Consider the following 22,757-nt stretch of genomic DNA (forward strand, 5'->3'; position numbering starts at 1 on the left):
AGCGCCGATGAAGTGACCCTCAGGCCGCGCGGCTGAGCACGTCGTAGAGGCTCTCGTACTCCTGGGTGACGCGGTGACCCCGGTCGAGAAAGATCAGCGGGCGGTACTGTTCGTGCGACTCGCGCACCTTCACCGAGCTGCTCAAGGCCTGGTCCAGCACCGGCTTGCCCTCGGCCTTCAGCTCCTCGACGATGCGCGCCGGCAGCTTCGAGCGCGACTGGAACTGGTTGACGACGATGCCTTCGAGCTGGAGGTCATCGTTGTGGTCGGCACGGATCTCGTCGAGGTTGTCGAGCAGCGTGTACAGCGCCTGGCGCGCGAACTCGTCGCAGTCGAAGGGAATCAGCACACGGTCGGCGGCGATCAGCGCGGCGCGCGAATAGAAGTTCAGCGCCGGCGGCGTGTCGATGAACACCGCGTCGTAGCCCTTGAGCTTGCGCAGCGCGTCGCGGAACTTGTAGATCTTCTGCTTGGCTTCGAGCTTGACGGCCAGCTCTTCGAGGCGCGGGTCGGCGGCGACGAGGTCGAGGTTCTCGTAGGGCGTGTTGGACGCGTAGGTCACGAAGGGTGGGGGGCTCAGCGAGAAGCCCAGCGTCGTGTCGAAGAAATCGCCGATGGTCCGGTCCGGCCGGGCCGGCGAACTGCCGGTCAGGTACTGCGTCGCATTGCCCTGCGTGTCCAGGTCGATGACCAGCGTGCGCAGGCCGCGCGCGGCGGCGATGGCCGCGAGATTGCAGACGATCGTGGTCTTGCCGACCCCGCCTTTCTGGTTGAAGACGACGCGAGTGATCATGGCTACCGGGTGAGTGTCAACGGCGCGCGCAAGTGTACGGGATTCGGCCGCCGAAGTCGGCGCCTGTCGGCATTCAGCGACGCGGCAGGCTCAGGGTGCCGCGCTTGTTCCGGACCCTCGCTGCTGCCTCCGCGCCGCGGGCGCCGGGCAGCAGGCCGCGCAGCTCGGCCGCGGTCAGGTCGCGCCACTGCCCGGACTTCAACGATCCGAGGTGCACGTTGATGATGCGCACGCGCTGCAGCCGGCGCACGGTGTAGCCGAAGGCCTCGCACATGCGCCGGATCTGCCGGTTCAACCCCTGGGTCAGGATGATGCGGAAGGTGTTGCGGCCGACCGGCGTGACGACGCAGGGCTTGGTCACCGTCCCCAGCATCGGCACCCCGCCGGCCATGCCGCGGAGAAACTCCGGCGTCAGCGGCCGATCGACGGAAACGATGTACTCCTTCTCGTGATTGTGTTCGGCGCGCAGGATCTCGTTGACGATGTCGCCATCATTGGTCAGCAGGATCAGCCCCTCGGAGTCCTTGTCGAGTCGCCCGATCGGGAAGATGCGCTCGCTGTGGCCGACGAAGTCGATGATGTTGCCGGCCACGTGCCGCTCGGTCGTGCAGGTGATGCCGACCGGCTTGTTCAGGGCGATGTACACGTTCTTCTTGCTCGCGCCGAGCGGCTTGCCGTCCACGCGCACGTCGTCGCCGGGCTGAACCTGGGTGCCCAGGCCGGCGACCCGCCCGTTGACCGTGACGCGGTTCTGCTCGATCCAGCCATCGGCCTCGCGGCGCGAACAGATCCCCGTCTCGCTGATGAACTTGTTCAGTCTCACGTGCGCGATCCCGCCGTCTTTTGCACGGCGCAGTCCGACGCGTCCAGCGCCATGTGGATGAGCAGTCCGGTGCCGGCGACCGCCGTCGCCGGCATGACCGTGAGCACACCGTAGGTGGCGATGGCCGGCGCGGTGTGCAGCGGATGAAAGCCGATGCTGCAGCGGTCCGGATCGTAGATCGGATCGGCCAGCAGGTGGTCGAGATCCACGGCCATCGTCGCCATCATGATCAGCCACGCGCTGCGCCAGCGAGTCCGGAACAGCCACCACGCGGCCGCCCCGGGCAGGAGGCCGTGCAGCACGAGATGGAGGACGGAGGCCGCCGACATGGATCCGAAACGGACAAGGCCCGCTGACGCGGGCCTTGTCCGTAGCCGACTGGCTCAGGCCTTGGCCATCTGCCGCAGCATGTACTGCAGCACGCCGCCGTGCTGGTAGTACTCCCACTCCATCGGCGTGTTGATGCGCACCCGGGCCTTGAAGCTGACGGTCTTGCCGTCGGCCTTCCGCGCGGTCACGGAGACCTCGGTCGCACCGCTCTTGAGCCCGTCGAAGTCGAAGACCTCGGTGCCGTCCAGACCCAGGCTCTGCGCGTTCTGGCCATCGACGAAGTTCAGCGGCAGCACGCCCATGCCGACCAGGTTGGCGCGGTGGATGCGCTCGAAGGACTCCGAGATCACCGCCTTGACGCCGAGCAGGATCGTGCCCTTGGCCGCCCAGTCGCGCGACGAGCCGGTGCCGTACTCCTTGCCCGCGAGCACGACCAGCGGCGTGCCGTCCTTCTGGTGCTTCATCGCCACGTCGTAGATCGGTTCGACCGGACCGGCCACGCCGTCCTTGCCGATGTACTTCGACACGCCGCCTTCGACGCCCGGGGTCATCGCATTCTTGATGCGCGTGTTGGCGAAGGTGCCGCGCATCATCACTTCATGGTTGCCACGGCGGGAGCCGAAGCTGTTGAAGTCCGCGCGCTGCACTCCGCGCTCCATCAGGTACTTGCCGGCGGGGCCGTCCTTCTTGATGTCGCCGGCCGGCGAGATGTGGTCGGTGGTGATGGAATCGCCCAGCACCGCCAGCGCACGCGCACCCTTGATCGGCTGGATGCCCGGCGGGGTCATCGTCATGCCCTGGAAGTACGGCGGGTTCTGGATGTAGGTGCTGTTCGCATCCCAGCCGTAGGTTTCGGATTTCGTGACCTGGATGCTCTGCCAGCGCGCGTCGCCCTTGAGCACGTCGCTGTAGCTCTTCTTGAACAGTTCGCTGGTGACCGCCTTGGCGACGGCGTCCTGGATTTCCTGGTTGGACGGCCAGATGTCCTTGAGGAACACGTCCTTGCCGTCCCTGGACTTGCCGATCGGCTCGGTCGTGAGGTCGAGGTCGGTGCTGCCGGCGATCGCGAATGCGACGACCAGCGGCGGCGAGGCGAGGTAGTTCATGCGCACGTCCTGATGGACGCGGCCTTCGAAGTTGCGGTTGCCGGAGAGCACCGCCGACACCGACAGCGTGTGGTCCTGGATCGCCTTGCCGATGGGTTCGTTGAGCGGACCGGAGTTGCCGATGCAGGTCGTGCAGCCGTAGGCGGCGACGTGGAAGCCCAGGTACTCCAGGTCTTCCAGCAGGCCGGCCTTGGCCAGGTATTCGGTCACCGCCTTGGAGCCGGGCGCGAGCGAAGTCTTGACCCACGGCTGGCTCTTGAGCCCCAGCGCACGCGCCTTGCGCGCCAGCAGGCCGGCGCCGATCAGCACCGACGGATTGGAGGTGTTCGTGCAGGACGTGATCGCGGCGATCACGACGGCGCCGTCCTTGAGCTGGAAGGTCTGACCGCGGTCGGTCACCGTCGCGGGCCCCTTCGACGGACGCATCTTCTGTTCAGCTTCGAATGCCTTGCGGAAGTTGGCCTTGACGTCGGACAACAGCACGCGGTCCTGCGGACGCTTAGGGCCGGCGAGCGAGGGCTTGATGCTGCCGAGGTCGAGGTGCAGGACGTCGGTGTACTCCGCCTCCTCGCTGTCCTTCGTCCACCACATGCCCTGCGCCTGCGCGTAGGCCTTGACGACGGCGATCTGCTCCTCGCTGCGGCCGGTCAGACGCAGGTAGTTGAGAGTCTCCTCGTCGATCGGGAAGATGCCGCAGGTCGCGCCGTATTCCGGCCCCATGTTGGCGATGGTGTTGCGATCGGAGGCGGACAGGTTGGCGAGGCCCGGGCCGAAGAACTCGACGAACTTCTCGACCACGCCGCGCTTGCGCAGCATCTCGGTGACGGTCAGAACGAGGTCGGTTGCGGTCGCCCCCTCGGCGAGCTTGCCGGTGACACGCACGCCGATCACCTCGGGAATCAGCATCGACGACGGCTGGCCGAGCATGGCCGCCTCCGCCTCGATGCCGCCGACGCCCCAGCCGAGCACGCCGATGCCGTTGACCATCGTCGTGTGCGAATCCGTGCCGAAGCAGGAATCCGGGTAGAGCACGCCGTCGCCGTTCTCGAACACGACGCGCGCCAGGTATTCGATGTTGACCTGGTGGACGATGCCGGTGTCCGGCGGCACCGCCTTGAAGTTCTTCAGCGCCTCCTGGCCCCAGCGCAGGAAGGTGTAGCGCTCCTTGTTGCGCTCGAACTCGACCTTGGCGTTGAGATCGAGCGCGTCCTTCGAGCCGTAGTGGTCGATCATCACCGAGTGGTCGATCACCAGTTCCACCGGGCACAGCGGGTTGACCTTGGCCGCGTCGCCGCCGAGTTTCTTGATCGCATCGCGCATCGCCGCCAGATCGACGACGCAGGGCACGCCGGTGAAGTCCTGCAGGATCACGCGCGCCGGCGTGAAGTTGATGTCCTTGGCGGGCAGCTTCTTGAAGTCCGCGCCGGCCAGGGCCTCGATGTCGGCCTTGGTCGTGTTCACGCCGTCCTCGTGGCGCAGCAGGTTCTCCAGCAGCACCTTGATCGAATAGGGCAGGCGGGCCAGCTTGAACTTCGGTTCCAGTGCCTTGAGGCTGTAATAGGTGTAGGACTTGGAACCGACTTTGAGCGTGGACTTGGACTTGAAGCTGTCCGTCATGGCGAGATGCTCCAAAAAGAGAGGCCCGGGAAGGCTTGAGGTCAGGGGCGGCGCCCGCAGCAGGCGCCTGAAAAACGGCGCGAAATTATAGCGAAGTCTGCCCTCGGATTCGGGAAATCCCGCTGCGACACGGGCTCCGGCCGTTCAGACAGCGCCGGCGCTGACGATCTCGCCACCGCCGAGGCAGCGTTCGCCCGCGTAGAGCACGCAGAACTGCCCCGGCACCACCGCGCGCTGTGCGGACCGGAAGCGCACCGTGACCGCATCGCCCGCGCCGTCGGCGACGCAGGATTGCGGCGCCTGACGGTGCCGGATGCGGGCGAGCAGTGGCGTGCCGGGGGACGGCACGGGCGCCAGCCAGTTGAACGGCGCGGCGACGAGCTGGCTCGCCATCAGCAGGGAATGGTGGGCATCCTGCGAGACGATCAGGGCATTGCGTGCCGCGTCCTTGGCGACGACGTACCAGGGCGCCTCCCGCGCGCCGCGCGTGCCGCCGACGCCCAGGCCGCGGCGCTGTCCGAGCGTGTAGTACATCAGGCCCTGGTGACGGCCGAGTTCGCGCCCGGCATCGTCGAGGATCGGCCCCGGATCGGGCCGGAGGTAGCGGGCGAGGAACGCGCGGAACTCGCGTTCGCCGATGAAGCAGATGCCGGTCGAGTCCTTCTTGCGATGCACCGGCAGGCCGGCACGCTGCGCGATGGCACGCACCTGCGGCTTGGTCAGTCCGCCGAGCGGGAACAGGACCCGTTCGAGCTGCGCACGCTCGACGCCGGCGAGGAAATAGGTCTGGTCCTTGTTGTCATCGACGGCGCGCAGCAGCCGCGGCCCGTCCGCGCCATGCTCAATGCGCGCGTAGTGCCCCGTGGCGATGAAATCGGCGCCCAGACGCAGCGCGTACGCGCGGAACGGCTGGAACTTGACCTCGCGATTGCACAGCACGTCCGGGTTGGGCGTCTTGCCGGCGGCATAGTCGGCGAGAAAGCGCGCGAACACGCGCTCGCGGTATTCCTTCGAGAAATCGACGCGGTGCAACGGTATGCCCAGTTCCTCGCAGACGCGGCGCGCATCCTGGAAGTCCTCGGCGGCCGTGCAGTAGCCCTGTTCGTCCTCGGTCCAGTTGACCATGAACAGGCCGGAGACACGATGGCCCTGCTCCTGGAGCAGGTAGGCGGTCACCGAGGAATCCACGCCGCCGGACATGCCGACGACGACATGGCTGCCGGCGGGAATCGGGAATCGGGAATCGGGACTGGTCAACAGCAGCGGACTACAGGTGTGCAATCAGGTCCAGCGGATAGCGCCGGCCGGCGAGGTAATCGTCGATGCAGCGCAGGACCATCGGGCTGCGATGCCGCGCGCGGCTCGCGGCGATCTCGTCGCGCGTCAACCACACGGCGCGCAGGATGCCGGCGTCCAGTTCGAGCTCCGCTCGTTCGCGGATCGCCTGCGAGACGAAAGCCACGCGCAGGAAACCATAGCCGAGTCCGGGTGGATCGAAATGATAAAGACCGAGCAGGGCGATCGGCTCGACCTCCCAGCGCGTCTCTTCCAGCGCCTCGCGCCGCGCGGCTTCGACCAGCGTCTCATGCTGCTCCCAGTGTCCGGCCGGCTGATTCAGGCGGAGTTCGCCGTCCACCGTTTCCTCGACCAGCAGAAAGCGCCGCTCGCGCTCGACGATGCTGGCGACGACGACGTGCGGAGACCACTCCATGTGCGCTACTCGCCCCCGCCGAACGTGACGCCGCTGTCGTCGGCCGGCGCCGGGCCGATCGTCGCACCGCCCTCCGACTGGAGATCCATGCCCGTTCGGCCCGGAACGGGCGAAGCCGGCTGCGGACCGGCCGGCCCGGGTGCGGCCACCGGGGCCGCCCCGACATCGGCCGGTGCTGGAGCAGCCGCCGTGGACTGGCGCAGCCGATAGTAGCCCTGCGCGTCGGGCGCACCGAGCTGCCGCAGCAGATTGGTCAGCATCGGCGCGGCGTCGGCGCCGGGGCGCAGACGCAGGTCCAACTCGTAGCTGCGGTCCGGCCGGACGCGCCCGCTGCCGCTGACCTCGAGCGCACCGCCGAGCGAGCCGACCGTCGCGACGATCTCGCCGGCGTCGGTGGTCAGCTCCGCACGGTAGTCCCCCAGCGGGACCGGCTCGCGGCCCAGCACCCAGGCCAGACCGGCGATGCGGACTTCGCCCTGTGCGGCCACCGGCCAGCCGCCAGCGAGCCGCAGACGTTCCAGTTGCAGGCCGACCTGGCCATTGACGGGCACGAAACCCTGGCCGAACGCGCCGGCGAGCGCGCGCAGCTCGCCGCTCGCCTGGGCCCGCGTGACCTGCAGCCCGCCGATTCCGGTCGCGAGCACGCCATCGACCAGCATCGGCGGCGCATCGCTGCGCAGGTGGTAGCCGACGCGGCCGAGCAGCAAGTCCTGCGGACGGAAGGTCCATCGCAGCTGCCGCAGCAGGGCCTGCGACCCTTGCGAGACCTGCAGGGCGCGGCCGGAGAGCAGGGTCCCCTCGACGCCATAAAGCCGCACCGGCGCATCGGATCGCGCGGCCAGCGTCCACGCATAGAGCAGCGCAGCGGGCGCCTGGAGCAGGAGCGCGGCGGCAAAGGTGACCCCGCCGGCGAGCAGGAGGTAACGGAGCTTCATCGTCGATTCACCCGCGGACCAGGGTCAGACGCACGTTGACCACCCCGGCCGCGGCGGCACGCTCGATTTCCGCACTCGCCGGCGTGATGCCATAGCGGGTATCGAGCTCCTGCAGCCAGCGCAGCAGGTTGTCGAAAGGCACGTCGTCGATCCAGATCTTCACCTCGCGGTCACCTTCCGGCTGCAATCGGGACGGCGCCTTGCCCAGCGTCGGCGAACGGCTGGTCTGATCCACCGCCGCGAGCAGTGACGTGTTGCGGTCGGTGCGTCGCCCCGCCGACATGCTCTGCACGCGCACGGCGATCTCCTCGATGCGCGCAGCGGTCAGCCGCGCGCGCTCCAGGGCGGCCTTGCGCTGCAGGTCGGCGGTGACCAGCGGCTCCCAGACCAGCAGGTAGAGCAGCGTGCAGGCGACGACCAGCGCCGCCGCGAGCAGCATGATCCGCTCGCGCGGGGATCGCGACAGCAGGGCCTCGCGCAGTTGTTCAACCAGAGTCTTCATGCGGGAACGAGCTTGATACGGATCTGCACGCCCTCGCTGCCGGCGTTGGCCGCCTGCACCTCCATGCGCGCCGCGCGGCCGCCCTCGAACCAGGTCTTGAGCTGGTCCACGACCTGCAGGCTGCCGGCGGTCAGGCTGACATACAGCGCACCATCGCGGAACTGCAGGGCCTGCACGTTCAGTCCGGGCACCGCGGCGGCGGCATCGGCGACGACCTGCATCAGCGGCAGCAGGCCGCCGTTGGCGGAACCGCCGCTCAGGCGTGCGAACTGTTGGTCGAGCTGCGCCTCCAGATCGACGATGCGCGTCTCCGACGGGAACACTTGCTGATAGCGCTGCTGGTTGCGGGCGCGCAGCTCGGCGAGTTCGTGGCCCACCCGGTACGCGTCGATCGCATGCGCCCCGGCGGCGATGGTGACCGCGGCGCCGGCCAGCGCCGCGCTGAGCCGCCACGGCCGCCACAGGCGCAACAGATCCTGCCGCGGCGAGAACTCGCCCTGCAGCAGGTCGATGTGCGGATGGCGGGCGATGCCCTGCAGCATCGCCGCCAGCGGATGAGGGAAACCGTGCAGCGCTTCCTGCGCCCACGGCAGCGTACTGGGATCGAAGGCCACATCGCGGGGGATCAGCGTGCGCAGCACGCGGCCGCGCTGCGGATCGATCAGCTGCAGGCAGAACTGGAGATCGTCGCGATGACATACGAAGCCGGCGCTGACGCCGCTGCGCACCAGCACCTCCTCGTCGTCGAACAGCAGGCTCAACTCGTTGTCGGCCGGTACCGGCAGCGTGAGCAGATCGGGAATCACCGCGTCCGGCCGCACGCCGCGCTCGGCGAAGACGCTCAACCAGTGGCTCATGCGCGTGCGGGCGACGGCCGCCACCGGCCAGGATCCGTCGGCCTGCCGCGTGCCCAGGGCGAAATGCAGGGTCTCGACGTCGTCGGCGAACTGCTCTTCGACGGCGAAGGGTACGGCCTGCAGGACCTTGGCGATCTGGCGCGCCGGCAGCTCGACCGTGGTCAGCCGCACGTCGGCGGACGGCACCAGCACCACGGTGCGCCGCCCGGCGGCGAGCGCGATCACGTCCGCCAGCGGCGCCTGCTCGATGGCGAACGACGCCACGCTCTCGTGGCCCGCGATGCAGTAAGCCGTCGGGGCGGCCGGCTCGGCGGCCCGCAGGCGGATGTAAAGAGTTTCGCGCACGAACTACTCGGTATCGGTGCTTCGCCCGTAGATGACCGGGGCGCCGCCATTGGGCGGGCGGAAATAGAAACTATACAGGCCGACCCGACTGCTGCCTATGTAGATCTCCGCGCGCAGAAGGAAATGAGCGCTCGCCACCGTCAGCGGCACACCGCCGAGCCCGGCGCCCAGGCGCGGGTCGCTGGTCGATTCGGCGGGCTTTTCGACGCGCTCGCGCATGAACGCCTCCAGCTCCGGCGTCGGCTGGCTGGTCAGGGCGCGCAGCACGGCCTCCGGTGCGGTGTTGACGTTGATCGGCTCGATCTTGAACTGATTCTTCGGCGGCGGCAGCGCCGCGACCCAGTCGCGCAGCTGCGCATAGACCTCGCGGCTCATCCCCTTGACCGCGAGCAGTTCCGAGACGCTGACCATCGGCCGGTTGGGGACGCGGTAGGGCAGCGGCGACCGGCCCAGGTACTCGGTGTCCTCGGCGCCGTCGAAACCGGTCGGTTCGCTGTCGGCATCGATCCAGTCGCGCGTCGCCGCGGCGATCGCGCGCGCCTCCTGTTCGCTCTCGACACCGGCAGCGCCGAGCAGGCGCACGAAGATCTGCTGCTGCTTCTCGAAGTTGCCGTCGCCCGGCACACCGGCGCCGAGGTTGTTGAGATTGAAGCGGCCCTGCAGATCGATGACCTGGCCGCGCACGAAACCTTCGTCCACCGGCAGGTAATCCACCGCCTTGGCCCAGTTGTCGGCGAACGAATCGGTGCGGTTGTTTTCGGCGTCGCGTTCCAGCACCGAACGGATGAACGACTCGACACCGCTGGCATACCACCAGGCCAGCTCCGAGTCCTGCAGATTGGACGTCCGGCGGATGGCGATGTTCGCCGACGCGAGTATCGTCGCCGAAGCGATCGCCGCCAGCGCCACGACGAGGATGGCGGTGACCAGCGCGATGCCTTTCTGCGCGCCGTACCGTTTCACGGGATGATGTCGTCCGGTGGCGGCGCGCCCGGTGACGGCTGCGGCGACGGCTGCGGCCCGCAGCCGCCCGGGCCCGAGCAGACTTCGTCGCCGCCGCCGGGGGCGACGTTCGGGTACTCCGTCGCAACCGGGAACAGGAAGCGCAGTTCGCCGAGGTCCTTGGTGACGAGCGTCAGTTCGACCGCCAGCGGTGGCCACACCTCGGCATCGATCTGGTCGGGCGCCTCCATCGGCCAGCGACTGCGCCACTGGCGCGACTCGTCGAGATAGCGCCAGCTGCCTTGTTCGATGCCGTCGAGCAGCACCGTTTCGACCGGCTTGCTGTCCTGCGCCTGGTCGAGCACGCGCCAGGACAGGCGCATCAGCTTGCCGTCGTCGAAGCGGTAGGCGACACGTTCCATGCCGGCGCGCGGCTGATACAGGGGATTGCTCCAGCCGCCGCGCGTGAACTCCAGCTCTCCGGTGTCGGTCGCGCGCAGCGCCGGCTGCGCCACGCCGAAACCGTCGCGCGCGGGGCGGAAGCGGACCTGCTGCACGTCGTTGCGCAGGCGCAGATAGGCCTTCTGCAGCGCGGCGAGCCGTTCCTGGGACTGCTCGACCTGATGGCGCGTGCCGAGGACGGAGTTGAGTCCGCCATAGGCCATCAGCGAGAAGATCGCGAAGATCGCCAGCACGACGACGAGTTCGAGCAGCGTGAAGCCCGCCTGACCACCGCGGCGCACCGTCACACGCCGTCCGAAACGCGTCTGCACGGGTCGCATCACTTGCGCCCCGTGTCGGCGATGAAGGCCGACAGCGCAGCCGCGGCGCCTTCGCGGTTCGGAGACAGCACGCGGATGTCGATGCGGCGCAAATGATCGTCGGTGGTCTTCTTGACCTCCGCCTCCCACTTCCATTTCTGGCCGGCGAGCTTCATGTCGCCGTCCGACTTGCCGACATCGGGCCAGCCCGGTTCCAGCTCGATCTCCGCCAGGCGGTTGTGCGCCACCCATAGCGCGATCGTGCGTTCGCGCAGATAGGCTGCATTGTCCGCGTAGCGCGCCATGCCGGACAGGATCGCCGCCATCGCGATCGCCAGCACGGCCACCGCGACGACCATCTCGATCAGCGTGAATCCCCGCGCCCCCGTCACGGCAGGCCGTCCTTCTCGTCGCGCCGCTCGCGCGTGATCCTGCCCAGGCCGGTCGCCGCGATGCGGTGACCGGCGGTCAGGCCGGGGGCGCGCAGGTCCAGCGTGAAGGCCGACATTTCGCCGCTGGACAGAATCAACACCTGCGGTTCCGGTGCTGCCTGAGCGGCGGACATCCCGCCGTCAGCGGTCGCCAGTTCCTGCGCGGGCGGCACCGGTCGATCCTCGACCCGGAGTGCGAAAGTCAGCGGCGGCGGGATCAAGCGCTCGCGCAGGGGGCCTTCGGCGACCGGTGCCCACTTGCCGTCCGCGCCCACGGCCAGGAACTGGTAGCGCAGATCGGTGTAGCGAAACCCCAGCTGCTGGCCCTTGAGCTCGGCCTCTTCCTGCGCCAGGCGGAAGAGCTGCTCCAGCCGCTGCGCCTCGGTATCGAGCTTGTCGGCCACGGCGCGATCGCCGATCGACAGCGTCGCGAAGGTCAGCATGATGCCGATGATGACGACGACGACCAGGATCTCGACCAGCGTGAAGCCGGCCGTGGCGTGCCGCCTGCCGCCGCACGCGCGCAAGACGATGCCTATTCCAGATTCCAGTTGCCGATGTCGGCCGCTGCGCCTTCGCCGCCCGGCTGGCGGTCCGCGCCCAGCGAGAACAGGTCGAACTCGCCGCGCACGCCGGGCTGCAGGTACTGGTACGGGTTGCCCCAGGGATCCTTGGGCAGCGACTTGATGTAACCGCCCGCCTTGTAGTTGCGCGGCTCCGGCTCGCCGGCCGGCTTGCTGACCAGGGCTTCGAGGCCCTGCTGGGTCGTCGGATAGACGTAGTTGTCGAGCTTGTAAAGATTCAGCTGCGACTCGAGGACGCGGATGTCCTGCTTGGCCTTGGTGATGCGCGCATCGTCCGGCCTGTCCATAATGCGCGGCACGACGATCGCGGCGAGGATGCCGAGGATCACCACCACGACCATGATCTCGATCAGGGTGAAGCCGCGCTGTCCGCGGTGTTTACGTAGATTCATCATTGTCTTGTAATCGAAACAAAAAATAGGCGCCCGCGCCTGCGTCGATGATATCAAACTCGCCCTATCGCTCGGCCGCCGTCTGGACTGCGCCGGTCACGCTGATGCTGCTGCTCGCGTTGATCGAAGTCTTCGGCGACAGCGGCCGCGCGATCCTGCAGTACGACCGTGCCGCGATACTCGGCGGCCAATGGTGGCGGCTGCTGACCGGCAACTTCGCTCACCTGGGCGTGTACCATCTGCTGCTCAACGAAATGGGCTTGCTGGTGCTGGTCCTGCTGTGTCCGGAGGCACTGCCGGCGCGGGTCTGGATCCGGCGCGTGGCCGTGCTCGGCACCGGCATGAGCCTGGGCCTGCTGGGGTTCGTGCCGGGGCTGACGACCTACGTCGGCATGTCCGGCATCATCCATGGACTGTTCGTCCTCGGACTGGTTCCACAGGTCCGCAAGAAGGATCTGATCGCACTGGGCTGCCTGCTGTACCTGGTCGGCAAGATCGGCTGGGAGCTGTACGCCGGTGCGCCGGTGTCCGACGAGGCGGCGATCGGCGGACGCGTGGTCGTCGAATCGCACCTGTTCGGCACACTGTCCGCGGTCGTCTACGGTCTCGTTTTCCGCAGTTTCTGGGGCAAGGAAGCCCGGGTCAGTGCACAACCGAGTGAGGCGCAGACATCCACATGAAGTACGCAATGCTGTTTCCCGGACAGGGTTCGCAGTCGGTCGGCATGCTCGGCGGACACGCCGATGCGGTGATCGCGCAGACTTTCGAGGAAGCCTCCGCTGTGCTGGGCTGGGATCTGGCCGGCCTGGTGCGCGCCGGTCCGGTCGAGGAGCTCAACCGCACCGAGCGCACGCAGCCCGCGTTGCTGGCGGCCGATATCGCAGTGTGGCGTCTGTGGCTGAAGCAGGGGCTGCCGCGTCCGTCGGCGCTGGCCGGTCACAGCCTCGGCGAATACGCGGCGCTGGTCGCGGCGCAGAGTCTCGATTTCGGCGACGCGCTCCGGCTGGTCGAACTGCGCGGCCGCTTGATGCAGTCCGCGGTGCCGCAGGGGACCGGTGGCATGGCGGCCGTGATCGGACTCGACGACGCCCAGGTCGATGCGCTGTGCAAGGCTTGCCCGGTGGATGGCGTCCTGGAGCCCGCGAACTTCAACTCGCCCGGCCAGGTTGTCGTCGCCGGCCATGCCGGACCGATCGACTGGGTGCTGGACAACGCCAAGGCACAGGGCGCGCGCATGGCCGTGCGCGTACCGATGTCGGTGCCGTCGCACTGCTCGCTGCTGCGCGACGCGGCCGAGCAGCTGTTCGAAACCATGGCCGGCATCCGCTTTCACGACCCCGTCATCCCGGTCGCCCACAATCTCGACGGCCGCAGCGGCCGGACCGGGGATGCGCTGCGCACGGCACTGCGCGACCAGCTGTACCGGCCGGTACAGTGGACGCGGCTGGTGCAGAACCTGGTGGGCGAGGGCATCAGCCTGTTCCTGGAGTGCGGGCCGGGCAAGGTGCTGAGTGGCCTGAGCAAGCGCATCGTCAAGGACGTGCCGGCGGTGGCGCTGGAGGACGGCGCGGGCATGGACAAGGCGCGTGCGGCGCTGACCGGGAGCTGAGGCAGCTGCTATCCTCGACGGAAATCCAGATAACCATCAGCACATCGGGGGGCGGAATGAACGAAGCCAATCCGCGCTTGGCGGGACAGACGGCCTTGGTCACCGGCGCGAGCCGGGGCATCGGCCGGGCGATTGCCTTGCGCCTGGCCGCGGAGGGCGCGAAGGTCGTCGGCACGGCGACCAGCGAAGCCGGCGCCGCCGCGATCGGCGATGCGCTCCGGCCCCTGGGCGGCGATGGCCGCGTGCTGGATGTGCGCGACGGCGCGGCCTGTGAGGCGCTGCTCACGGACATCGGCCCGCTCAGCATCCTGGTCAACAACGCCGGCGTCACGCGCGACACGCTGCTGTTGCGCATGAAGGACGAGGACTGGGCCGAGGTCATCGACACCGACCTGACCGCGGTGTTCCGCCTGTCGCGGGCGGTGCTGCGCGGCATGATGAAGGCCCGCTATGGCCGCATCGTCAGCGTCGGCTCGGTCGTCGGCGCGATGGGCAATCCGGGCCAGGCCAATTACTGCGCCGCGAAGGCGGGCCTGGTCGGCTTCTCCAAGTCGCTGGCGCAGGAGATCGGGTCGCGCGGGATCACGGTCAACGTCGTCGCGCCGGGCTTCATCGAGACCGACATGACCCGCGCGCTGGGCGAGGAAGCCCGCCAGGCGCTGCTCGGCCGCGTGCCGGCCCAGCGCCTGGGCCAACCCGAGGACATCGCCGCGGCGGTCGCCTTCCTCGCTTCGCCGGAAGCAGGCTACGTCACCGGCGAAACGCTGCACGTCAACGGCGGCCTGTACATGGCCTAATCCGTTGATCGGGCGGGACAAACCGCTCGTACTGTTTCCCCTGCCGGCATCCACTACAATACGCCGGCCTTACACAACCATCACCCTGCGGAGTCACGCATGAGTACGCTTGAAGAGAAGGTCAAGAAGATCATCGCTGAGCAACTGTCGGTCAGCGAGGATCAGATCACGCCCGAGGCCTCCTTCGTTGAAGATCTGGGCGCCGATTCGCTCGACACGGTCGAGCTGGTGATGGCGCTCGAAGAAGAATTCGAAATCGACATCCCCGACGAGGAAGCCGAGAAGATCGTGACCTTCCAGGACGTCCTCAACTACATCAAGGCGCACACCAGTCAGGCCGGCTGAGCACTCGCGTCATCCCCTCGAATCAGAACTGCAATCGCTATGAGCCGCAGACGCGTCGTCGTCACCGGGCTCGGCATCGTCTCGCCCGTGGGCAATGATGTCGATACGGCCTGGAAGAACATTCTCGCGGGCAAGTCGGGGATCGGGCCGATCACGGGATTCGACGTGTCGGCCTACACCACGAAATTCGCCGGCCTGGTCAAGGACTTCAGGCCGGAAGAGTGGATGAGCGTCAAGGACGTCAAGCGCACCGATCCGTTCATCCACTATGGCGTTGCCGCGGCCAAGCAGGCCGTCAGGGACGCCGGCCTCGATATCACCGACGCCAACCGCGAGCGCATCGGCGTCTGCGTCGGCTCGGGCATCGGCGGCATCGGCACGATTGAGGAAGAGTGCGGCAAGCTGCATGCCGGCGGTCCGCGCAAGGTTTCACCGTTCTTCGTGCCGTCGTCGATCATCAACATGATCTCCGGCTACATCTCGATCGACCTGGGCATCACCGGCCCCAATTTCGCGGTCGTCTCCGCCTGCACGACGGCCACGCACAGCATCGGCCTGGGCGTGCGCCTGATCCAGTCCGGCGACGCCGACATCTACATCGCCGGCGGCGGCGAAGCCGGTTCGGCGCCGGCGGGCATGGCCGGCTTCTGCCAGGCGCGCGCGCTGTCCACGCGCAACGACGATCCGCAGCGCGCCAGCCGCCCCTGGGACAGGGACCGTGACGGTTTCGTGCTTGGCGATGGCGCCGGCGTGGTCATCCTCGAGGAACTGGAAGCGGCGAAGAAGCGCGGTGCGCGTATCTACGGCGAGGTGATCGGCTTCGGCATGTCCAGCGACGCCCACCACATCACCCTGCCGCCGGAAGATGGCCGCGGGGCGCGCCTGTGCATGGTCAACGCGATGCGCGATGCCGGACTCAACCCCGAGCAGGTCGATTACATCAATGCACACGGCACTTCGACGCAGGCCGGCGACCTGGCCGAAACCATTGCCGTGAAGGGCGCCCTGGGCGCACATGCGCATCGGGTCGCGGTGAGTTCGACCAAGTCGATGACCGGGCACCTGCTCGGTGCGGCGGGCGGCATCGAGGCAATCTTCTCGCTGCTGGCACTGCGCGATCAGGTCATTCCGCCGACCATCAATCTGGACCACCCGGACGAAGGTTGCGACCTCGATTACGTGCCCAACGTCGCACGCGAGGCGAAGCTGGAGATCGCGCTGTCCAATTCCTTCGGTTTTGGCGGCACCAACGGGACGCTGGCGTTCAAGCGTTCCGTCTGACGGCGGGCGCGCGCCAGCGATGCGGCGCAGCGTCGTCACTACGGCGGTTGCGGATGATTTCGACCTGCTGGCGCTGCACGAGCGCTGGCCACGGCGTTATCCGTTCCTGCTCGAAAGCGTCGCCGGCCATCCGCAGTCGGGGCGCTGGGACGTGCTCTTCGCGCAAAGCGGCGAGGCGCTGATCGGCAGCGCATCCGGCGTCGAAGGTCCGGGCGTCGAGGCCGAGGACGACGATTTTTTCGAGGCATTCGACCGCTGGGTCGCAGCGGAAGGCCCTGCGGCGGCGCCTTCGGAGCTGCCGTTCGTGGGCGGCTGGTTCCTGCTGCTCGGCTACGAGGCGGCGCGCTGGGTCGAACCACGCCTGCGACTGCCGCCTTCGCCGCACGCCTTGCCCGACGCCCTGGCCATCCGCTGCCGCGCTGCGCTGATCCGCGACCGCGCACGCGGCCAGATCCACCTGGTCGCCGAATCCGGCCAGGCCGCTGTCGAGCGCCTGCGCGAGGATCTCGCCGCGGCACGTGCCCAGCACGTTCCCGGGCGCCCGGCGGCATCCGGCCAGGCCGCGGTGACCGAGCAGGCGCCGGAGCGCTTCCTCGACGGCGTGAGCCGCATCCTCGACTGGCTGCGCGCCGGCGATGCCTTTCAAGTCAACCTGTCGCGGGCCTGGGACGCGGCGATCCCGCGAGCGCTCACGCCGGCGGAACTCTACCGCCGTCTGCGCGCCACCAATCCGGCGCCGTTCGCCGGACTGGCCCGCTGGGGTGACTGTGCGGTCATCAGCTCGTCGCCGGAACGCCTGCTGCGGATCGACGACGGTATTGCGCAGACACGGCCGATCGCCGGCACGCGACGCCGCAGCATCGATCCGGCCGAAGATCGGCGGTTGCGCGAGTCACTCATCGGCAGCGTCAAGGAACGCGCCGAACACGTGATGCTGATCGACCTGGAGCGCAACGATCTGGGTCGTATCTGCGTGCCGGGCTCGGTCGAGGTCAGCGAGCTGATGGCCCTGGAAAGCTACGCGCACGTGCACCACATCGTCTCCAACGTGCGCGGCCGCCTGCGTCCCGGCGTCGGTCCCGGCGAGGCCCTGCGCGCCGTGTTCCCGGGCGGCACGATCACCGGCTGTCCGAAAGTCCGGGTGATGGAGATCATCGCGGAACTCGAAGGCGAGGGACGCGGGCCGTACACCGGCAGCATGGGCTATGTCTCGCGCGATGGCCGCCTCGACAGCAACATCCTGATCCGCTCGCTGCTGTGGACGCCGGGCGCCGTCCGGCTGCGCGCCGGCGCCGGCATCGTCGCCGATTCCGTGGCGCAGGCCGAGTTGGAGGAAACGCGCGCCAAGGCACGCGGGCTGCTGCTGGCACTGGACGGACCCGCATGATCCGCGTCCTGCATGACGGCGTCCCCTGTGCGGACGAGCTCGCGCACAGCCGTGCATTGCACTACGGCGACGGCGTGTTCCGCACGATGCTCTGGTCCGGTGGCGGAATCGTCGATTGGGCGCTGCACATGGACAAGCTCGCGGCGGACTGCGCAGCGCTCCGACTGGACTGCCCGTCTCCGTCGCGGCTCGCGGCCGAAACGGGTCGGGTCGTCAGCGGTGCAGCGGACCACGCGGTGAAGCTGATCGTCGCGCGCCGCCCGGGCGAACGTGGCTACCGTCCGACGACGTCGGCAAGCGAGCATTGGCTCTATGCGTATCCGCTCGCGCCGGCGGCGGTGACGCCGTACCGCAGCGGCGCGCGGCTGGCGTTCAGCGACGTCGTGCTGTCCGAGCAAGCGCTGCTGGCCGGGGTCAAGCATCTCAACCGGCTGGATCAGGTGCTGGCCTCGCGCAACTGGCCGGACGGGATCGACGAACTGCTGATGTGCGACCGCGACGGGCACGTGATCAGTGGCACCCGCAGCAATCTGTTCTGCATCACCGGCCAGCGCCTGTTGACCCCGGCATTGGATCGCTGCGGGGTCGCCGGTATCATGCGCCGCAGGATCATCGACTGCGCGAGCGAGCTGGGGCTGCACGTGATGGTCGCGCCGCTGACCGCCGACGCCCTGCGACAGTCCGACGAAGCCTTCGTGTGCAACGCGCTGATCGGGGTGTGGCCGGTGCAATCGCTGGCCGGCCGGATCTGGGCTGCGCCCGGTGCCGCCACGCACCGACTGATGCAGTTCCTGCGGCATCCCCGTACCCCACTTTGAGCGACGACTGATTCGATGCGCCGGTTACTGGCTGTCACGCTGCTCCTGGCGCTGCTCGTGGCGGGCGTGTCGATCGATGCGCAACGTGCCCTGTTCACGCCTTTGAATCTGGCGGAACCCGCGACGATCACGGTGGAACCGGGACTGCCGTTCGCGCAGTTCGCGCGACGCCTGGCGGACAATGGCTGGATGGCTCCGGCCACGCGCGGTGCCCTCTACCTGCGTGCCTACGCCCGCATCCACGCCATCGAGCGCAAGCTGCAGGCGGGAGACTACCGCGTCGTGCCGGGCATGAGTGCGGTGCAGGTCCTCGACATGATCGTCGCCGGCCGCAGCGTCCTGTACGAGCTGCGGATCATCGAGGGCTGGACGTTCCGTGACGCACTCGACGCGGTGCGCAGCCACCCGCAACTGCGGCAGACCCTCGCCGATGCCGACCCGGCAGCGGTCATGCGGGCGATCGGACGCGATCATCAACATCCGGAGGGCAGGCTCTTTCCGGACACCTATCGCTTCGCGGGCGGCACGACGGACCAGGCGTTTCTGCGGCGCGCCGCCGACACCATGGATCAGGTCCTGGCGCTGGAATGGGACAGCCGCGCCGAGGGCTTGCCGTACGCCAGCCCGGCCGAGGCGCTGGTGATGGCCTCGATCATCGAGAAGGAGACGGGCGCCGCAGAAGAACGTCCGCGCATCGCCGGCGTGTTCGTCCGGCGCCTGCTGCTGGGCATGCGCCTGCAGACCGATCCGACGGTGATCTACGGCCTGGGGTCCACGTTCGACGGCAATCTGCGGCGCCGCGACCTGGAAACGGACACCGAGTACAACACCTATACCCGCGCCGGACTGCCGCCGTCACCGATCTGCCTGCCGGGCCGCGCCTCGATTCGCGCCGCCCTGCACCCGGCACCGGGTGATGAGCTGTTCTTCGTTTCGCGCGGCGACGGCACCCACGAGTTCTCCGCGACGCTGGATCAGCACCAGGCGGCGGTGCGACGCTATCAGCTCAAGGGCAGGTGAACGGTCATGCACGGACGTCTGATCACACTGGAGGGCGGGGAAGGTGCCGGCAAGTCCACGCAGGCGCAGCGCGTCTGCGCGTGGCTGCGCGCCCGCGGCCGGGTCGTCGAGCTGACGCGCGAACCCGGCGGCACGGAACTGGCCGAGGCGATCCGCGCGCTGGTGCTGCGTCGCTGGACGGAAGGCATCGATCCGCCGACCGAATTGCTGCTGATGTTCGCGGCTCGCGCCGCACACGTTCGCGGCCTGATCCAGCCGCGGCTGGCCGCCGGGGTGGACGTCGTCTGCGATCGCTTCATCGATTCGAGCTATGCCTATCAGGGCGCAGGGCAGGGTATCGAGCTGCGGCATGTGCAGGCGCTGGAGGCACTGGTGCTCCCGGCGCTGCGCCCGCACCTGACGCTGGTGCTCGATCTTCCGCCGGAACTGGGGCTCGCGCGTGCGCGCCAACGCGGCGAAGCCAACCGCTTCGAGGACGAGACGCTGGCGTTCATGCGCCGCGTGCGCGAGTGCTTCCTCGCGCGCGCCGCGGCGGACCCGCAGCGCTGCGCCGTCATCGACGCCAGCGGCAATCCCGACAGCGTGTTCGCCGGCATCGTTGCCGTGCTGGAGCAGCGGCTGTGAGCGCGAACGCAGTCCTGTGGCGGCCGCTGCCGTGGCAGCAGGACCTGTGGATCGAGCTGAGCGCGCAGTTTCTGCAGTCACGCTTGTCGCACGCGCTGTTGCTGAGCGGGCCCGAGGGCGTCGGCAAGCGCTGGTTCGCGCGCGCGCTGGTCGCGTTCCTGCTGTGCGAACGGCGCAGTGGCTATGCCTGCGGCGGCTGCCGCAGCTGCTCGCAACTGGCCGTCGGAGCGCATCCCGATGCCAGCTTGCTCGGCCTGGACGGTCTTCTGGGCCTGGCCCTCACCGCCAGCGGCCAGCACGAGCAGGGGCTGGTGCACTGGGAACCACAGCCGGACAAGAAGCGGCGGGACATCGCCATCGACGGCGCGCGCAAGCTCATCGACCGGCTGGCGCTGGCCTCGCATTACGGCGGGACGCGCGCCGCCATCGTCGAGCCCGCGGACGCGCTCAACATGAACAGCGTCAATGCCCTGCTCAAGACCATCGAGGAGCCACCGCCCGCGACCCATCTGGTGCTGATCAGCGCGCAGCCGCAGGTGCTGCCGGCGACGTTGCGCAGCCGCTGCCAGCGCATCCGCTTCCCGGTGCCGCCAACGGCGGCGGCGGCGGCCTGGCTGACGGAGCAGGGCGCGCGCGACGCCGCCCAGGCCCTGGAGGCTGCGCACGGCGCGCCCCTGCGCGCGCTGGAGCTGGGGCAGGGCGATACGCTGGCCCGGCAACGCGAGTGGGCCGAACTGTGGACTGCCGTCGGCCGGCGACACAAGGACCCCGTGTCCGCCGCGGCGACCATCGAGCGCGATGCCGTCACCGCGCATCTACAGTGGGCCTGGGCCTGGCTGCACGCCCAGTTCCGTGCGACGGCGCTGGCGCCGGTCACGGATCGAGCGGTCATCCGCGCGTGGACTCAGCTGCTCGCCGAAGTCGTCGAGGCCAACCGCCTGGTCGGCGGCAATGCGCAACCGCAGCTGCTGCTCGAATCCCTGTTCGTGCTCTGGCTGCGCCTGGGTCCCGCGCTGCTGGGCCCGCGCTGAGGTGCAAATCAGTTACAGTCTGCGGCGGATCGACCCTGCCAAGAAGATCGCGACATGAGCACTCCTCCGCGCGCCGGCGGCGCACAGCCGGGCATCCTGACGCTGAACATCAAGGACAAGGCCGCGCTGTATGTCGCCTACATGCCGTTCATCAGGAACGGCGGCCTGTTCATTCCCACGAGCAAGGACTACAAGCTCGGCGACGAGGTGTTCATCCTGCTCACGCTGATGGAAAGCCCGGAACGCATTCCGGTCGCCGGTAAGGTCGTGTGGCTCACCCCCAAGGGCGCGCAGAACAAGCGGCTTCAGGGCATCGGCGTACAGTTCAGTGCGCAGGACGCCGGAGCCACGCAGAAGAAGATCGAGGCGCTGCTCGCGGGTGCCGTCGGCGCGGATCGGCCGACCCACACGATGTAGCCCGGCATGCTCAGCCGGCGGCGGGGATTCCGCCGTCGAGCACGTACGCGTCGTAGCCCTTCTGGGTCAGCACGAAGACCGCGACCGAGCTGCGCCGGCCGGTATCGCAGCAGGCGATCCAGGTGACGTTCGGATCCAGCTGGGCGAGCTTCATCCGCATCATGTAGAGCGGGAGATTGACGGCGCCCGGTAATGCACCCGTCTGGAACTCGCTGGGCAGGCGCACGTCCAGCCAGCGCGCGCGCCCGGCATCCACCATCGCGCGCGCCTGGGCATAGTCGATGCGCCGCGACAACGGGTCGTTGAGCAGGCGCTGGAAGTCCTCCTTGCTCAGACGCATCAGCTTGCAGCGTGTCAGCGCCGTGACCGTCGCGTTGCGCTTGGAATCGGAAATCAGCGCCTCCTCGCCGAAGCAGGCCCCCACCTCGAGCTCAGCCAGCCGCACGGCTTTCTGGTTCGGCTGTTCACGCGTGACCAGGCAACGGCCGGACATGATCACGTAGAAATAGTCACCGTCGTCGCCTTGCTTGACGATCACCGCGCCCGGATCGACCGTCAGCTCCTGCATGCGCATGAACATCGCCTGCAGATTCGACGGAGGCACCAGCTGGAACGTGCGCATCTGCAGCAGCTTGGTCATCCAGTCGTCGCTGGATTCGGTGCTGTCGTTGAGCTCACCGACCTCGAAGGATCCGGTCTGGTCCCAGGTCAGCATCACATCCAGGAGTCCGGCATCGACCGCCAGATACTTCACCTCGCTGGCGCAGACGGCCTGCACCTTGCGTGGCGACTGATGGGCGATCCGGTGGAACGACGCCGGCTCGCCGGCGCGGATCCGGGAGACGGACTTGCCCTGTGCATCCAGCAGCTCGACGTCGCCGGAAAGGACATAGAGGGCCCGGGTCGCGGTGTCGCCGATCCTGAACAGGATCTCTCCCTTGCGCGCAGTGCCGACGCTGCTCTTGCGTGCCAGATCGCGCTGGCTCTCCAGCCGCAGCGCGTTCAACGGGATGAGCGTGGCGAAAAGGCTGGGATCGATCGTCGTTTCGCTCATGAGGCTGTCGGTTCCGCGAGATCGGCGATGAAAATCCCTGGGGCGTGGTTCGATCGGGGCGCTTGCCGGGCCCGACGGCCACGGCGCTGCAATCCTAACATCTGTGGACGCCACCCAGCAGCGCAGGGCGGGGGACACAAAAAAACGGTTCTTCTCCCATCTGCGGGAGAGCGGGCACACGGTCGCCGCTGCTAAGTTGGTGTTGTCGAAGCACCAGCAGGATGCAGGAGGGCGACCGTGGCCCT

26 protein-coding genes are annotated in these 22,757 nt (G+C 68.4%); 11 read left to right on the forward strand and 15 right to left on the reverse strand.

The annotated features are described in order from the left end of the window. Nucleotides 1–19: 19 nt before the first annotated feature. The 14 genes from AAG565_RS14415 to gspG form a co-directional block, all read right to left on the reverse strand. The gene (locus AAG565_RS14415) at nt 20–790 is read right to left on the reverse strand and encodes a ParA family protein (protein WP_348820362.1); all 771 of its coding nucleotides are present in this window, start codon (nt 788–790) and stop codon (nt 20–22) included. 76 nt (nt 791–866) lie between these two features. Further along, the gene (rluF, locus tag AAG565_RS14420; RefSeq protein WP_348820337.1) at nt 867–1,616 is read right to left on the reverse strand and encodes a 23S rRNA pseudouridine(2604) synthase RluF; all 750 of its coding nucleotides are present in this window, start codon (nt 1,614–1,616) and stop codon (nt 867–869) included. Beyond that, nucleotides 1,613–1,945 (reverse strand): DUF6122 family protein, encoded by a 333-nt coding sequence (locus AAG565_RS14425; RefSeq protein WP_348820338.1) that lies wholly within the window; start codon nt 1,943–1,945, stop codon nt 1,613–1,615. The genes rluF and AAG565_RS14425 overlap by 4 nt, the downstream gene beginning before the upstream one ends. Before the next feature lie 54 nt (nt 1,946–1,999). Then, nucleotides 2,000–4,669, reverse strand: coding sequence for an aconitate hydratase AcnA (gene acnA, locus AAG565_RS14430; protein ID WP_348820340.1), 2,670 nt, complete (start codon nt 4,667–4,669; stop codon nt 2,000–2,002). 144 nt (nt 4,670–4,813) lie between these two features. After that, nucleotides 4,814–5,899 (reverse strand): tRNA 2-thiouridine(34) synthase MnmA, encoded by a 1,086-nt coding sequence (mnmA, locus tag AAG565_RS14435; RefSeq protein ID WP_348820363.1) that lies wholly within the window; start codon nt 5,897–5,899, stop codon nt 4,814–4,816. A 37-nt stretch (nt 5,900–5,936) separates the two neighbouring features. After that, entirely contained in the window at nt 5,937–6,380 is a 444-nt protein-coding gene (locus AAG565_RS14440; RefSeq protein ID WP_348820342.1) for an NUDIX hydrolase, read from the reverse strand. Between the two features lie 5 nt (nt 6,381–6,385). Continuing rightward, on the reverse strand, nt 6,386–7,315 hold the full coding sequence (locus AAG565_RS14445; RefSeq protein WP_348820343.1) for a type II secretion system protein N: 930 nt from the start codon (nt 7,313–7,315) through the stop codon (nt 6,386–6,388). 7 nt (nt 7,316–7,322) lie between these two features. After that, entirely contained in the window at nt 7,323–7,817 is a 495-nt protein-coding gene (locus AAG565_RS14450; RefSeq protein WP_348820344.1) for a type II secretion system protein M, read from the reverse strand. Beyond that, nucleotides 7,814–9,019, reverse strand: a complete 1,206-nt coding sequence (gene gspL, locus AAG565_RS14455) for a type II secretion system protein GspL (RefSeq protein ID WP_348820345.1) — start codon at nt 9,017–9,019, stop codon at nt 7,814–7,816. Before gspL ends, AAG565_RS14450 begins: the two co-directional genes overlap by 4 nt. A 3-nt stretch (nt 9,020–9,022) precedes the next feature. Beyond that, nucleotides 9,023–9,982 (reverse strand): type II secretion system minor pseudopilin GspK, encoded by a 960-nt coding sequence (gene gspK, locus AAG565_RS14460; protein ID WP_348820346.1) that lies wholly within the window; start codon nt 9,980–9,982, stop codon nt 9,023–9,025. Further along, nucleotides 9,979–10,743: a type II secretion system minor pseudopilin GspJ gene (gspJ, locus tag AAG565_RS14465; protein WP_348820347.1), complete on the reverse strand. Its 765-nt coding sequence runs from the start codon at nt 10,741–10,743 to the stop codon at nt 9,979–9,981. The genes gspK and gspJ overlap by 4 nt, the downstream gene beginning before the upstream one ends. Then, a complete protein-coding gene (gene gspI / locus AAG565_RS14470) occupies nt 10,743–11,114 on the reverse strand; it encodes a type II secretion system minor pseudopilin GspI (protein WP_348820348.1) in 372 nt (123 codons plus the stop codon). Before gspI ends, gspJ begins: the two co-directional genes overlap by 1 nt. Further along, the gene (gene gspH / locus AAG565_RS14475; RefSeq protein WP_348820349.1) at nt 11,111–11,680 is read right to left on the reverse strand and encodes a type II secretion system minor pseudopilin GspH; all 570 of its coding nucleotides are present in this window, start codon (nt 11,678–11,680) and stop codon (nt 11,111–11,113) included. Before gspH ends, gspI begins: the two co-directional genes overlap by 4 nt. Before the next feature lie 8 nt (nt 11,681–11,688). After that, nucleotides 11,689–12,129, reverse strand: coding sequence for a type II secretion system major pseudopilin GspG (gspG, locus tag AAG565_RS14480; protein WP_348820350.1), 441 nt, complete (start codon nt 12,127–12,129; stop codon nt 11,689–11,691). Between the two features lie 47 nt (nt 12,130–12,176). Here gspG and rrtA point away from each other — a divergent pair, with 47 nt between their 5' ends. The 11 genes from rrtA (at nt 12,177) to AAG565_RS14535 (ending at nt 21,458) form a co-directional block, all read left to right on the forward strand. Beyond that, entirely contained in the window at nt 12,177–12,809 is a 633-nt protein-coding gene (gene rrtA, locus AAG565_RS14485; RefSeq protein WP_348820351.1) for a rhombosortase, read from the forward strand. Beyond that, nucleotides 12,806–13,738, forward strand: coding sequence for an ACP S-malonyltransferase (gene fabD, locus AAG565_RS14490; RefSeq protein ID WP_348820352.1), 933 nt, complete (start codon nt 12,806–12,808; stop codon nt 13,736–13,738). The genes rrtA and fabD overlap by 4 nt, the downstream gene beginning before the upstream one ends. Before the next feature lie 56 nt (nt 13,739–13,794). Further along, a complete protein-coding gene (gene fabG / locus AAG565_RS14495) occupies nt 13,795–14,535 on the forward strand; it encodes a 3-oxoacyl-ACP reductase FabG (protein WP_348820353.1) in 741 nt (246 codons plus the stop codon). Nucleotides 14,536–14,634: 99 nt separating this feature from the next. After that, nucleotides 14,635–14,880, forward strand: coding sequence for an acyl carrier protein (gene acpP, locus AAG565_RS14500; RefSeq protein WP_110263722.1), 246 nt, complete (start codon nt 14,635–14,637; stop codon nt 14,878–14,880). Between the two features lie 39 nt (nt 14,881–14,919). Beyond that, nucleotides 14,920–16,161, forward strand: a complete 1,242-nt coding sequence (gene fabF / locus AAG565_RS14505; protein ID WP_348820354.1) for a beta-ketoacyl-ACP synthase II — start codon at nt 14,920–14,922, stop codon at nt 16,159–16,161. A gap of 19 nt (nt 16,162–16,180) precedes the next feature. Next, nucleotides 16,181–17,548: an aminodeoxychorismate synthase component I gene (locus AAG565_RS14510; RefSeq protein ID WP_348820355.1), complete on the forward strand. Its 1,368-nt coding sequence runs from the start codon at nt 16,181–16,183 to the stop codon at nt 17,546–17,548. Further along, on the forward strand, nt 17,545–18,366 hold the full coding sequence (gene pabC / locus AAG565_RS14515; protein ID WP_348820356.1) for an aminodeoxychorismate lyase: 822 nt from the start codon (nt 17,545–17,547) through the stop codon (nt 18,364–18,366). Before AAG565_RS14510 ends, pabC begins: the two co-directional genes overlap by 4 nt. A gap of 15 nt (nt 18,367–18,381) precedes the next feature. After that, the gene (mltG, locus tag AAG565_RS14520) at nt 18,382–19,386 is read left to right on the forward strand and encodes an endolytic transglycosylase MltG (protein WP_348820357.1); all 1,005 of its coding nucleotides are present in this window, start codon (nt 18,382–18,384) and stop codon (nt 19,384–19,386) included. A gap of 6 nt (nt 19,387–19,392) precedes the next feature. Further along, complete coding sequence (gene tmk, locus AAG565_RS14525; RefSeq protein ID WP_348820358.1) at nt 19,393–20,010, forward strand: dTMP kinase; 618 nt, start codon at nt 19,393–19,395, stop codon at nt 20,008–20,010. Next, nucleotides 20,007–21,041, forward strand: a complete 1,035-nt coding sequence (locus AAG565_RS14530) for a hypothetical protein (protein ID WP_348820359.1) — start codon at nt 20,007–20,009, stop codon at nt 21,039–21,041. Before tmk ends, AAG565_RS14530 begins: the two co-directional genes overlap by 4 nt. A 54-nt stretch (nt 21,042–21,095) precedes the next feature. Continuing rightward, entirely contained in the window at nt 21,096–21,458 is a 363-nt protein-coding gene (locus AAG565_RS14535; protein WP_348820360.1) for a PilZ domain-containing protein, read from the forward strand. A gap of 10 nt (nt 21,459–21,468) precedes the next feature. On the opposite strand, the gene AAG565_RS14540 is transcribed toward AAG565_RS14535, so the two are convergent. After that, the coding region (locus AAG565_RS14540) for a cyclic nucleotide-binding domain-containing protein (RefSeq protein WP_348820361.1) at nt 21,469–22,757 on the reverse strand (1,289 nt) is incomplete at its 5' end.

It is taken from the genome of Fontimonas sp. SYSU GA230001, assembly GCF_040066175.1.
Lineage (GTDB): Bacteria > Pseudomonadota > Gammaproteobacteria > Nevskiales > Nevskiaceae > Solimonas.